General features: G+C 65.6%; 11 protein-coding genes and 1 pseudogene. 7 read left to right on the forward strand and 5 right to left on the reverse strand.

Annotation, left to right across the window (positions count from 1 at the left end; all coding sequences use genetic code 11):
* Positions 1-22 precede the first annotated feature (22 nt).
* The 5 genes and pseudogenes from AC52GN_RS04995 to AC52GN_RS05015 form a co-directional block, all read left to right on the forward strand.
* A complete protein-coding gene (locus AC52GN_RS04995; protein WP_496528366.1) occupies positions 23-1,543 on the forward strand; it encodes a TonB-dependent receptor domain-containing protein in 1,521 nt (506 codons plus the stop codon).
* Positions 1,544-1,863: 320 nt separating this feature from the next.
* Positions 1,864-3,648 (forward strand): S9 family peptidase, encoded by a 1,785-nt coding sequence (locus AC52GN_RS05000; protein WP_496528367.1) that lies wholly within the window; start codon positions 1,864-1,866, stop codon positions 3,646-3,648.
* A 102-nt stretch (positions 3,649-3,750) separates the two neighbouring features.
* Complete coding sequence (locus tag AC52GN_RS05005) at positions 3,751-4,338, forward strand: RNA polymerase sigma factor (protein ID WP_496528368.1); 588 nt, start codon at positions 3,751-3,753, stop codon at positions 4,336-4,338.
* Complete coding sequence (locus AC52GN_RS05010; protein WP_496528369.1) at positions 4,302-5,306, forward strand: FecR family protein; 1,005 nt, start codon at positions 4,302-4,304, stop codon at positions 5,304-5,306. The genes AC52GN_RS05005 and AC52GN_RS05010 overlap by 37 nt, the downstream gene beginning before the upstream one ends.
* A pseudogene (locus tag AC52GN_RS05015) lies at positions 5,303-5,800 on the forward strand (hypothetical protein); the annotation flags it as partial. The gene AC52GN_RS05010 and the pseudogene AC52GN_RS05015, both read left to right, overlap by 4 nt.
* Positions 5,801-5,817: 17 nt before the next feature.
* Here the strand turns inward: AC52GN_RS05015 and AC52GN_RS05020 are convergent.
* A complete protein-coding gene (locus AC52GN_RS05020) occupies positions 5,818-6,036 on the reverse strand; it encodes a hypothetical protein (RefSeq protein ID WP_496528845.1) in 219 nt (72 codons plus the stop codon).
* On the opposite strand from AC52GN_RS05020, the gene AC52GN_RS05025 reads away from it, so the two are divergent.
* The gene (locus tag AC52GN_RS05025) at positions 5,993-6,709 is read left to right on the forward strand and encodes a hypothetical protein (RefSeq protein ID WP_496528370.1); all 717 of its coding nucleotides are present in this window, start codon (positions 5,993-5,995) and stop codon (positions 6,707-6,709) included. The two genes, AC52GN_RS05020 and AC52GN_RS05025, sit on opposite strands and share 44 nt — an antisense overlap.
* A gap of 125 nt (positions 6,710-6,834) precedes the next feature.
* Here AC52GN_RS05025 and AC52GN_RS05030 read toward each other — a convergent pair whose 3' ends face one another.
* The 4 genes from AC52GN_RS05030 to AC52GN_RS05045 all read right to left on the reverse strand — a co-directional run bounded on the left by AC52GN_RS05030 (position 6,835) and on the right by AC52GN_RS05045 (position 11,387).
* Positions 6,835-8,895, reverse strand: a complete 2,061-nt coding sequence (locus AC52GN_RS05030; RefSeq protein ID WP_496528371.1) for an autotransporter domain-containing protein — start codon at positions 8,893-8,895, stop codon at positions 6,835-6,837.
* 100 nt (positions 8,896-8,995) lie between these two features.
* Entirely contained in the window at positions 8,996-10,240 is a 1,245-nt protein-coding gene (locus AC52GN_RS05035) for an IPT/TIG domain-containing protein (protein WP_496528372.1), read from the reverse strand.
* Positions 10,225-10,725: an IPT/TIG domain-containing protein gene (locus AC52GN_RS05040; protein WP_496528373.1), complete on the reverse strand. Its 501-nt coding sequence runs from the start codon at positions 10,723-10,725 to the stop codon at positions 10,225-10,227. Before AC52GN_RS05040 ends, AC52GN_RS05035 begins: the two co-directional genes overlap by 16 nt.
* Positions 10,726-10,733: 8 nt before the next feature.
* Positions 10,734-11,387 carry an IPT/TIG domain-containing protein gene (locus tag AC52GN_RS05045; RefSeq protein WP_496528374.1) on the reverse strand — a complete coding sequence of 218 codons (654 nt, stop codon included), beginning with the start codon at positions 11,385-11,387 and terminating at the stop codon, positions 10,734-10,736.
* A 196-nt stretch (positions 11,388-11,583) separates the two neighbouring features.
* Here AC52GN_RS05045 and AC52GN_RS05050 point away from each other — a divergent pair, with 196 nt between their 5' ends.
* Positions 11,584-12,360, forward strand: coding sequence for a FecR family protein (locus AC52GN_RS05050; RefSeq protein ID WP_496528375.1), 777 nt, complete (start codon positions 11,584-11,586; stop codon positions 12,358-12,360).
* Positions 12,361-12,377 lie beyond the last annotated feature (17 nt).

The following is a 12,377-nucleotide window of genomic DNA, read 5'->3' on the forward strand; positions in this document are numbered from 1 at the left end:
CGCCAAGCGCGACGTCAGGTCCGTGCGGGCGACGGCCAGCGACTATCAGATCGGCGCGCCCTCGACAGAACAGTATGATTTTTCAGGCGCTCTCACCTACGACTTCTCTGAATCCTGGCAGGCGCGGCTCAGCGGCGCTGTCGGTCACAGCGATGTCGAACGCACGGGTTTTTCGACGACGCCGGCCGGCGTCGTCAGCCCGGCTTCGAGCTTCAGCATCGTGTCGGATTCCCGATATGTGGATCTGGCGGCGGACGGCCCCGTCTACGCCCTGCCCGGCGGCGAGATAAGAGTGGCCCTGGGCGCGACGTATCGAAGCGAAGAATATCGGAATCGCTTCACCGCAGGCGCGAGACCGCAGCCGACCGTCAGCGGCGCGCGTGACGTCGCTTCGGTATTCGGCGAGGCCATCGTGCCCCTCGTGGGGCCGAACAATCGTTTCACCGGCGCCGAACGGCTCGAGGCGACGATCGCCGCCCGATACGATCGCTACAGCGACTTCGGCTCGACCCTGAATCCTAAGCTGGGACTGTTGTGGGAAGCCGTGCCGGGCGTTCTGTTCCGCGGCACCTACGGCACGTCTTTCAGGGCGCCGATTTTCGAGGACCTGCAGTCGCAGAACGCCGTCGTCGTGGTCGTCAATCTGCCGAACGCGGCGGCCCCGACGGGGCGCACGAACCTGATGCTCCTGCAGGGCGGCAATCCGGACCTGGATGCGGAGAAGGCGACGACCTGGACGGGGGGCGTCGAGTTCAAGCCGACCTTCATCGAAGGCCTGACTCTGGGGCTGAACTATTATCGCATCTCCTATACCGACCGCATCGATCGAGGCTTTCCCGGGAATTTCACCACCCTGTTCGCGGGCGACACGGCGCCCTATGCCTCGATCCTGACCTATGATCCGAGCCTGGACCTGATCACCCGGTTCAGGGACATGGGCCTGGCCGGCGCCCAATATGCGTTGACTCGAGTAGGGCCTTTCGCGGTGCCGGCGGATCAGGACGAAAGCGATGTCGAGGTGATCCTCGATAACCGACTGCGCAATAACGCGGCGACCTTTCAGGACGGTCTCGATTTCAACATCGGCTATGAGTTTGACGCCGGCCCCAACCGCGTCGGTCTGACGGCGGCGGGTCAATATATCCTTTCGGGAACCCGCAAGGTAATCGAGACGTCGCCGGAAGCTGACGCGCTCAATCAGGCGTTCCTGCCCGTGGATTTCAAAGCTCGCGCAGGCGCGACCCTGGCTCGCGGCGATTGGTCGGCGGCCGCCTTTTTCAACTATGTGGGCGGATATAGCGATCTGGGCAATGCCGCAGACCCGTCCGTCGAAGCCTGGAAGACTGTCGATCTGGACATCCGATATGGCGCGCCGCCGGAGGCTGCGTCCTATCTGCGCGGCGTATCCATCGCGCTCAGCGTTCAAAACCTCTTCAACGAAGATCCGCCGTTCGTGCTTACGCCGTCCGGGAGCGGTTTCGACCCCGCAAACGCCAATCCTCTCGGCCGGTTCATCTCGCTGACGGTGACAAAGCAATGGTAAGGACGGCCTTTCGCACGATGACGTGCGCCCTGGCGCTGATGTCGTTCACCCCGGCGACGGCGGCTGACAGGAGGGTGCCGGTCACGCCGGATATCTTGCTGTCGCATATAGGCAGGAACGCCGAGGAGACGCCGGTTCATCCGCGAATGCATTGGCTGGACAACGGTCGGCGCATTCTCATCAGCACGGTGACGAGCCAGGCGCAGGCGGGCGCCGGACGCGGTCAGTTCGCCGAGTATGTTCCGCTCAGCTACCTGCACCGGACCGTCGATGTCCGCACGGGGGCGATCACGGATATCGGCGTGGGCTATGATCCGGTCGTGGCGGCGCAGGCCGATGTGATCGCCTATCACCCCGAAGGCTCGGGCGGCGGCCGCCTCGTCGTCGCTCGGTCAGGCGGGGCCGCGACCTGCGAGATTTCCGTTGCGGAACTGATGCCGGACACGACCGGCGTCGAAGCCGTCGCTCTTGCCACCGACGGCGGTCATATAGCCGTGGCGGTCGGCTATGGAGCGCCGCGTTTCGCAGCGCCGAAGGCCACGCCCGCCAGCGGGACGGCTGTACGCGTGCTTGAGGCCGCGGCGCCTGAAGAGTGGGGGCACAACGTCGCTGTCTGGGTTCTTGACGGACGCTGCGGCGACGCGCGCCGCATCGCCGATCTGTCGGAGACGCGCATCGGGCGGCTGACCTGGGCCGACCAGGACCGCAAAATCGTCGCCGCCACGGCGACGCCGGTGCCGGGAAAAGGCTTTCCTCGCAGCGATCTGCATCTCTTCGACCCGGCCACGGGGCAGGGAAGCGTCCTGGCGTCGAATATCGGCGGCCAGGGCGCCGCGTTCCTGCAAGCGCCTTCGGCCGGGCCGTATGTCGCCTTCACCTACGACAAGGAAGGGCTGGGCTATCAGCTGCGCAAGCAGTTCGCCATCGCCTCGATCGCCGACGGCCGGATCCATGTCGTATCCACGGACCCCAGAGAGCGTCCCCGCTGGCTCGACGAACGGACGGTGCTGGCGGATATTTCCGGCGCTCATCCCTTAACGCGGCGTCTCGCCACTGTGGACATCGAGGGGCGTGAGACCGAACTCTCCGGGATTCCGGCCAACGCCATGCCGTCGCCGGACGGTCGACGCCTCGCCTGGCTCGATATCGATCTTTACGGCGGCGCGAGCCTTTCGGTCGCCGATATGCGCAGGACGAGCGGGAGCTGGACGGCCTCGCCGCGGCGTCAGATCTGGAAGGCGGATCCGCCGTTGGCGTCCTACGCGCGGGCGGAACGCAGGTTCGTCCGCTGCGAAAGCACCGACGGCGTGTGTCCCGAAGCGATCCTGGTGCTGCCGCTAAACCATGATCCGCGTCGTCGGTATCCGCTCATCGTCGACCTCCATGGCGGACCGCGCGGCGGGCTGGACGGCGGAAGCCACGGCGCCTACACGCCCGGCACCATCCTGTCCTCCAGCAGCCTCGAACACGACATGTGGGCCGCTAGGGGCTATGCCGTCCTGGTCGCCGACTATCGCGCGAGCGGGCTCTATGGATTCGACGCGGTGTCGCGAACGGGCGAGGCCTACGCTCAGGACTTCGACGACATCATGTGCAACGTCGATGCGGTGATCCGCGACGGCGTCGCCGACCCCGACAGGATGGCTGTGATCGGCCACAGCTACGGGGCCTATGAAGTCAACTGGATCATCACCCATACCCATCGCTTCAAGGCGGCCATCTCCAAGGAAGGCGGCTTCGCCGATCACATGGCAGGCTGGGGAGCCGGAGCGCGCACGAACCAGCTCGCCACGACGCTCTACGGCACGCCCATCGACAATCCCGATGTCTATCGCCGCATGTCGCCGATCAACTTCACGCGCGGGGTAACGACGCCGACCATGTTCGTCAGCCATCGCGGCGGCGCGCTTCCGGGCGATCTTTACGGATGGATGTACGCCGCCTGGCGGGAGCAGGGGGTGGACGCCCAGTATCGGATCTACGACGATCCCAATCACGTCCTCATCGGAGAGGCCGACCAGAGGGATCAACTCTACGCCGCGATCGGCTGGATCGACCGCTATCTCATGCCGGAGCGCGCGGGGGGCGTGGATGAAGAGCCTTGATGCCGTGGAGGTCGGCGGCTTCCTTGTCGCCATTCAGTTCGGGATGGTGTTGACCGGCTTGGCGATAGCGACCGTCACAATCGCGGCTATTCTTGAATCGCAATGAGCAATGCCGACGATGCGCGAAGGGCGTGGTTCCGCCGGGAGATTCTCCCGCTGGAGCCTGGCCTGCGTGCGTACGCACGGCGCTTTTCGCGCAGCGGCGCCGTCGATGTCGAAGACCTCGTTCATGAGACCTTCGCGCGCCTCATCTCGTATGAGAACTGGGCGAGCCTGACCAATGCGCCCGCCTTCGCCAGCCGGGTGCTCAAGAACATCGCGGTCGATCAGCGACGGCGGGAAGGAATCGTGGCGATCGAGAGCGTGGCCGATGTCGAGGCGCTCTCGATCGGCGTCGACCAGCCTGGCCCTGAACTGGACGTCCTGTGGCGCGACGAGTTGCGGCTGCTCGCCGATATCGTCGCCCAATTGCCCGAACGCTTGCGCCAGGTTTTCACCTTGCGGAAAGTCTACGGACTCTCGCACAAGCAGATAGCGGATCGTCTGGGATTATCCGTCAGTACAGTTGAGAAGCATCTCGCGAAAAGCCTGCGCATCTGCTCCGACGAGCTGGCGCGCCATCCGCGAACAGAAACGATCAAGACGGGAGCATCATGGCGCGCGCGTCGTCACCTCGACGGGAAGACATAAGACAGGCGGCCGCCGAGTGGGTGATCAGACTCGCGGCCAGCGACGCCGCGCCCGAGGATCAGGCCGCCTTCGCGGCCTGGCGAGACGCCGACCCCGCGCATGAGGCCGCCTACGAGCGTGAAGCCTCGGCCTGGGTCGAGTTGGATCGTCTGCGGGCCCTGCGTCCTGGAAACGGACTTCCGGATCCGGACCTGTTGGCGCCGATACGTTCAACCTCCCGACGTTCAATCCCGCGCACTGCGCCTTGGAGAAGGCCTTGGGCCGTCGCTGCGGGATTTGTCCTGGTCGTCGGCCTGGTCACGACCCTGGCGGTGTCGACGTTCACATCGCCCGCCTACGCCACGGCGCTGGGCGAGCGCCGTGTCGTTGTCTTGCCGGACAGAACACGCATGGAGCTCAACACCAATTCGAAGGTCGTCGTACGCTATCGTCGCGGACAGCGCGAAGTCGAACTGGTTCGGGGAGAGGCGGTGTTCGAGGTCGCCGCCGATAGCCGGCCGTTCATCATAGCGACGCCTGACGGTCATTTAACGGCGCAGGGCGCTGAACTCGCGGTGCGTCTCACGACGGGAGATGAGGCGTCTGTCGTCGTGCGTCAGGGCAAGGTTTCGGCGACGAACGCCGCAGGGCGCGAGGTGGCGAGCCTGACCCGCGCCCAGACAGCCCTTCTCAACGATGGGCGAGCACAGGTGCGAGCGGTTGATCCTGGCGAGGTGGACCGGCGTCTGGCCTGGCGACAGGGCGCCATTGCGCTTGATGGCCAGTCGCTTGCCGAGGCCAGCGCCGAGTTCAACCGCTACAACGTGCAGAAGATCGTCCTGATGGATGAAGCGACGGCGTCGTTGAAGCTGGGCGGCTATTTCAGAACGTCCGATATCGACGGCTTCGTGCGCGCGGTGACCGATGTCTTCCCGGTCTCGGCTGAAACGACGCCCGACGGCGAAATCCGGCTTCGGCAGGCGTCATGAATTTTGTGGGAGCCTGTTCGGCTGTCCTCTGGCTCGCGATAGGGCTGCCGCCCGGCGACGCCGTATCAGCGGCGGCGCAGGAGGTTCAACGCGTAGAGGGCGACGGTCCATATGTTTCGATCCTGTCGGACGGCTGGCGGGCCGATAGGGTGATCGAGGACGGCGACGTCAGTCGGATCGATGTTGGGGCAGGCGTGGTCACGGTATCCGCCGTAGGCTCTGCACCCTCCTTCGCAGTCGCCTTGCGGCCCCCGCCCCAGGCTGCGGCGTCGATTGAACCGCTGGCGTCTGGAACGCCGCTGCTGGTTCTGGCGGACACCCATGGCGAATACGCCATCCTTGTGGACTTCCTCAAAGCGCAGGGCGTTATCGACGAGCGCCTTCGCTGGGCTTTCGGGAACGGTCACCTGGCGGTCGCCGGGGATATGCTGGATCGCGGCGCGCACCAGATCGAAATCCTCTGGCTGCTGTACAAGCTGGAGGCCGAGGCGAGCGCCGCAGGCGGCCGTCTTCACGTGCTGATCGGCAACCACGAGGCGCTCGTGTTGCGCGGCGGATACTCCCGATTGGGCGTCTCGTCCGCCAGGAGCAGGACCGCGTCGCGGAGCCTGCCGATCTCACGCATCATCCGGGCCTCGTCCGTATCGGCCGGTCCGACGATGTAGGGGGCCAGGCCGACGACATAGATGCACAGGTATCTGCAGGGGGCGGCGGTCGCCGCTCTGGCCATGGCCGCTTTCCCGACCGCCGCTCAGGTCGTCGGCTCCGCAGACGGCGGGGCCTTTCCCGTAGACGCCGTCGATGCGCCCACCATCGTGCTGCAGGACCAGCGTCCGGCCTCCCGGAGCTATCATTTCGGCGAAGCCGTCGATTCCGGGTCCAGCACCTTCAGGCGGGAAGCCGTCGAGGATCAGGCCCCGGGATCCGGCGACGCCAATGAAGTGTTGAAAGCCCTCCCCACGGTGCAGTTTTCTTCGACCCAGGGCCGGGCGTCGCGCGCGGAGCTACAGGACCTGCGGCCGAAGAGCATCTCGATCTCGGGCAGCTCCGTCTATGAAAACCTGTTCGTTCTGGATGGGGTGGGCGTGAATTCGCGGCTGGATGTCAGCAACGGCAATGCGGATCTCGTGCTAAGATGCGCACCGATTCTAAACGAATGCTGCCAGTCGCTGCGCATCTTCCACGACAGTTGTCGTCAAGGTTTTAGGGGCCGCAGTTGGGTTGCAGCCCCTTTGGCGTCACCAACCGTATTTCATCCCGAACTGAGCGCCGTGGCTGATGCTGGCGTCACCGAAGGCGCCGCGATAGCCGATGTTGAGCATCAGGCGCTCGCTCAACGACATTCGTTCTCCAGAGCCAGATTGAGCACGTTGCGCGACCAGGCGTTCAGCGGGACCAGATAGGTCGGGCTCGTCGTCCAATCAGCATAACGTACGCCCTGTTCGCCGATATCCTCGAGCTCATGAAACCACTCGATACGGGCGCTGGGGCGGAATTGGCCGTGGCGACGGATGTCCAGCGTCCATCGCTAGGACGCGCCTAGGTTCACCGATAGGCTCTTCTGCTGGATCTCATCCCAGCTGAGTGCGGACAGGCCGCTACCGGTTTCGATGAAACCGTCCAGGGAGATGTCGCGAGCGTCCAGTCGTGCATAGAGGTCACGGGCCACCCGCTCGCCGTTTTGAACGCGACCGAGGGCGACCGAGGCGAAGCGCACGTCGCCGGACCGATCGCCCTCGGCATAGCTGTCCGCCTGACCGGCCAGTCCCGCAGCCCAGCGACGGGAGGTGAAGTCGAGATCCGCGTAGCCGACCAGGCCATCGACATAGAAGGCCTCGGCCGGACGCCAACTGGCGTAGAAGGCGCCGGTGACGGCCTGGCCGAGGCTCAGCGAGCCGTTGTCGCCGATCCGGGTCTTGTCCTCACCATAGCCGACGCCGGCGCCGACGATCAGCTGATTAGAGATCTTGACGTCCAGACCCACCGTCAGGCCCTGCGTGGTGAAGCGGCTGTCGCTCTGGCCGGTCGCATCCTGACGTCCCCAGTCCACCGAACCGGCGGTCCACAGGCCGACCGGGGCGCCAGCGTCATTCGCGGACTGCGGCGTCGTGTTCAAGCGATCGTCGCTTGCGGCTGTCGGGGTTGCGAGTTGCATTCGGCCAGCCCAGAGGTCCAAGCCCAGCATGTCACGCTCGCGATCGTCGCCCAAGGCGCCGGGATCGAGACGGCGATCCAGTCCCAGCTGACGGCGAAGAGCTTGTCGCGGATCGCGTTCCGCATCAGCGCCGCCCAGTCCCAGGTTCAGGCTCAGACCATTGGACGAGGCGTTGGTCCCGTCGTGCAGATCGCGCAGACGTTGCTGGAAGTTGTTGATCTGAGCGTCAGCGAAGCGACGGGCAGAGTTGACCTGGCTGGTCGCCACTCCTCTGACTTCGGGATCCAGCGACGGATCTGGTCGCGCCTCGACCGTGACGGTCAGGGTGCTGCGGGTCGTGCCGAAGGCGTTGCTGAGGCTGTAGCTGACAATCGCCTCGCCCGTGAAGTCGCCGATCGAGACGAAGGTCAGGTCATAGTCGTTCCCGACCTTGGCGATGCTCGCCTCGCCCGCAGCCGTCGGCCCCATCGAGATCGTGGCGGCGGCGGTGAAGGGTCCGCCTTCGACATCGCTAATCCGAACCGTCACTGGCGCCCCCTGAAGGGTCTGAGCGACCAGAGCCGCTGAAGCCGGCAAGGCGTCGGCCGTCAGGTCGATCCGCCCCGGGGCCGAGGCGCCGAACGGCAGTTCGATGACATAGTCGAGCGAGGTCGCGCCGCCGTTGACGCCGGGCGTGAAGACGAGGCTTAGACCGTTCACAGTGACCGTGCCGAAGTCTGGCGCGCGGGTGATGCGCAGACCTTGGAATTGGTCCCCCACCAATGAGGCTGTCGGCATGAAGGTCACAGAAGCGCCAGAAGTCACTTGCGCCGACAAATCCGGTGCCTTGCCCGCCACCAGGAAGGTGAAGGTCGCCGGCGCAGAATCGCCGCCGGGACCATAGGCCACCACGTTTACCGTGTCCGTGCCCATGAAGTTCGCAGCGGATTTATAGGTCAGTTGATAGGGGCGCGCCGCCTTCGGCGCCGCTGAAGCCTTCAGGGTTGAAGCAGCGGCGCTATCGATAATCTCGGCTAAGCCAAACCGGCTGGCGCCGGTAATTCGGTAACCATCGATTGCGCCCTGACTGATAAGGCTGAGATTGACCGAAGCCGAACCGCCGCCCGGGGCATGAGGCGCCATGACCGGATCGGTCGGTTGTTCCACGACCGGCGGAGACGGCGTCGCTACCGTCACCGTCACTGTGGCCGGAGCCGAAGTCCCGCCGGGTCCTGCGGCGGTATAGGTGAAGCTGTCCGGACCGTAGTAGAGAGGCGCGGGCGTATAGGTGACGATGTCGCCGGCCACGGCGACAGCGCCGTGCGCCGGCCCGCTTGCGACCGCAATGCTGGTGTGAACCCCGGTGACCACGCCGCTGAGGTCGATGACCTGGGGCGTTTCATAGCCCACGCTGGCCGAAGCCGCCGCTGCGACGGGCGCCGACGGCGCGGCCACGGTCACCGTCACTGTGGCCGGAGCCGAGGTCCCGCCAGGCCCTGCGGCGGTATAGGTGAAGCTGTCCGGACCGTAGTAGAGGGGCGGGGCGTATAGATGATCACGTCGCCGGCCACGGCGACAGCGCCGTGCGCCGGCCCGCTTGCGACCGCAATGCTGGTGTGAAACCCGATGATCGCGCCGCTGAGGTCGATGGCCTGGGGCGTCTCATAGCCCACGCCGCCGAAGCCGCCGCTGCGACGGGTGCCGACGGCGCGGCCACGGTCACCGTCACTGTGGCCGGAGCCGAAGTCCCGCCAGGCCCTGTGGCCGTATAGATGAAGCTGTCCGGACCGTAGTAGAGAGGCGCGGGCGTATAGGTGATCACGTCGCCGGCCACGGCGACAACGCCCCCGCTTGCGACCGCAATGCTGGTGTGAACCCCGATGATCGCGCCGCTGAGGTCGATGGCCTGGGACGTCTCATAGCCCACGCCGGCCGAAGTCGCCGCTGCGACGGGCGCCGACGGCGCGGCCACGGTCACCGTCACTGTGGCCGGAGCCGAAGTTCCGCCAGGCCCTGTGGCCGTATAGGTGAAGCTGTCCGGACCGTAGTAGAGAGACGCGGGCGTATAGATGATCACGTCGCCGGCCACGGCGACAACGCCGTGCGCCGGCCAGCTGCCGAGCCCAATGCTCGTGTGAATCCCGGTGATCACGCCGCTGAGGTCGATGGCCTGGGGCGTCTCATAGCCCACGCTGGCCGAAGCCCCCGCTGCGACGGGCGCCGGGGCATAGGTGTACTGATCGGCCAATGACGTGGCGCTGGTTCCACCTGCCGTGGTCACCTGAACGTCGACGGTCCCGGTTCCGGCGGGAGCCGCCGTCGTGATCTGGTTGCTGCTGGTGACTGCATAGGCAAGCACCGCCGTTCCGCCGAACATCACGCTTTTCACATTGGTGAAGTTGGTTCCAGTGATTGTCACTATCGTTCCGCCTGCCGTCGGGCCCGCCCTCGGCGAGAGCGAGGCCACCGTCGGCGCCGCGGCATAGGTGTACTGATCGGCCGATGACGCGGCGCTGGTTCCGCCTGCCGTTCTCACCTGAACGTTCACGGTCCCGGTTCCGGCCGGAGCCGTCGCCGTGATCTGTGTGTCGCTGTTGACCGTATAGCTCGCCGCCGTCCCGCCGAACGTCACCCTCGTTGCGCCGCTGAAGTTGGTTCCGGTGATCGTCACCGTCGTCCCACCTGCAGCCAGGCCTGTCGCTGGCGAAATCGAGGTCACCGTCGGCGCCGCGACATAGGTGTACTGATCCGCCGCCGAGACGGCGCTGGTTCCGCCCGCTGTGGTTACGCGAATGTCCACCGTCCCGGTACCGGCCGGAGCCGTCGCCCAGATCGACGATCCGCTGATCGTATAGCGGGACGCCGCTGTTCCGCCAAACGACACCCCTTCACGTCGGTGAAGTTGGTTCCGGTGATCTGCACCGTCTCACCGCCTGTGGTCGGACCCTCTGCGGGCGAAACCCAGGTCACCGTCGGCGCCGGGATATAGGTGTAAAAACCCCCAATCGACCAGGCGCTGGGCCCGCCCGCGGTGGTCACACGAATGTTCGCCGTTCCGGTTCCGGCTGGAGCTGTCGCCGTGATCTGGGTGTCGCTGTTGACCGTATAGCTCGCCGCCGTCCCGTCGAATGTCACTCCCGTTGCGCCGCTGAAGTTGGTTCCGGTGATCGTCACCGTCGTCCCTCCTGCGGCCGGGCCTTTCGCTGGCGAAATCGAGGTCACTGTCGGCGCCGCGACATAGGTGTACTGATCCGCCGCCGAGACGGCGCCGCCCGCTGTGGTCACGCCAACGTTCACCGTTCCGGTTCCGCTGGAGCCGTCGCCGTGATCTGGGTGTCGCTGTTGACGGCATAGCCGAGCGCCGATTTCTCGCCGAACGTCACTCCCCATGCGTGAGTGAAGTTGGTTCCGATGATCGTCACCTTCGTCCCGGCTGTGGTAGGCCCGGCCGCCGGCGAGATCGAACTCACCGTGGGAGGCGCGACATAGGTGTACTGATCCGCCGATGACGTAGCGCTGGTTCCGCTCGGTGTGGTGACAGTGATGTCATAAGTTCCGGCTGCATTGGCGGGCGTCGTCGCCCAGATCCGGGTGTCGCTCTGAATAGTATAGGTCGCGTTCGTCGCCCCAATTTTCACGGCTCCTGTAGGCTGCGCAAGGAGGAAGCCTGAGCCGCTGATGGACACGGGCGCGCCGCCCGCAGTCGGCCCGACCTTCGGCTCGACCGAGCTCACCGTGGGGGCCGCTATATCGCTCTGCGCGGAGGCAGGCGAAACCAGACCCAACAGCATGATGAGGGATAAGGCCAAGCTGGTCGCCCTCACGCCGAACCGCGCCGTCGCAGCGGCCTCGTCACGATTCCGGACAGCAGCCCGCAGACCGTCAAAAAACCCGCGCGCGACGTCGCCGAATGCCATAATCCCCCCAAGCGGGAACAGGACCCGCAAGCTTCACCTTAAACGCGGCGTCGATGCACGAAACTGATTTACCAGTGGTTTACGATTGTGGCCGTCTTCGCAGAATAGCGTCCCCAAAATTCGCATTGGCTCATCTGTAGCGTCTTACGGATAGAGACGGTCGGGAGAGGGCGCGTTGGGGCGACCTCGGCCAGTTGGAGCCATCCGCCTGTCGTCCAGGCCGCCGATGCGCGTACCGCAGAATTGGCGGCTGATCGCCGCGTCCGTTCTGCTGCCGCTGCTGACCGCTACCGTTTTGTATCTGGCGCATGGCGTCTTCGGCGACGGCGGCGCGACCGTGTTGAGCGCAGGGGCGGATGAGCGCCGCATCGTGACACTGGCGGACGGCTCGACCGTCAGTCTGAGCCCCCACACCGTGGTGCGCGCTGCCTTGGGACGCGATGAGCGCCTGCTGGAGTTGGAGCAGGGCGAGGCCCTGTTCGATGTCGCCCATGACACCCGGCGGCCGTTCCTCGTCGATGTGGGCAGCGGCCAGGTGCGTGCCATCGGCACGCGCTTCAACATCCGCAAGGGTGAGGACGTGGTGGTCACTGTGGTCGAGGGCGTCGTCCGCGTGACGGCCGGCGATCAGGACGGCGACGCCAAGCTGCAGCTGTCCCAGGTCGCCAGCGCCGGCCATCAGGTGCACCTCGGCAAGCGTCGGAACGCGGGCGCTGCCGAAGCGGGCGGCGCCTACCTTTCACCTGCGCGAAAGGTCGATGCTGAACGCTACGCCAGCTGGGTCAATGGCATGTTGCAGTTCAAGGGCGAACCGCTGTCGCAGGTGATCGACGAGCTGAACCGCTATTCGTCGCACAAGATCCGCCTGCCGGATTCATCCATGGCCGACATTCCCATCTACGGCATGTTGCACATCGGCGACGCCGAAGGACTGCAGGCCCTGGTGCAAGATCTGGAGCGCGGTGACCGGCGACGACCTAGACCGGCGTCGTCAGCTCCCTAGGGTTCCACGACGCGTCG

Source organism: Brevundimonas sp. SS2672 (genome assembly GCF_059579685.1).

Bases quoted from the DNA above. Each gene is read 5' to 3' on its own strand.
- AC52GN_RS05010 (WP_496528369.1), top strand. From the start codon at position 4,302: ATGGCGCGCGCGTCGTCACCTCGACGGGAAGACATAAGACAGGCGGCC.
- AC52GN_RS05005 (WP_496528368.1), top strand. From the start codon at position 3,751: ATGAGCAATGCCGACGATGCGCGAAGGGCGTGGTTCCGCCGGGAGATT.
- AC52GN_RS05025 (WP_496528370.1), top strand. From the start codon at position 5,993: ATGCACAGGTATCTGCAGGGGGCGGCGGTCGCCGCTCTGGCCATGGCC.
- AC52GN_RS05020 (WP_496528845.1), bottom strand. From the start codon at position 6,036: ATGGCCAGAGCGGCGACCGCCGCCCCCTGCAGATACCTGTGCATCTAT.
- AC52GN_RS05050 (WP_496528375.1), top strand. From the start codon at position 11,584: ATGCGCGTACCGCAGAATTGGCGGCTGATCGCCGCGTCCGTTCTGCTG.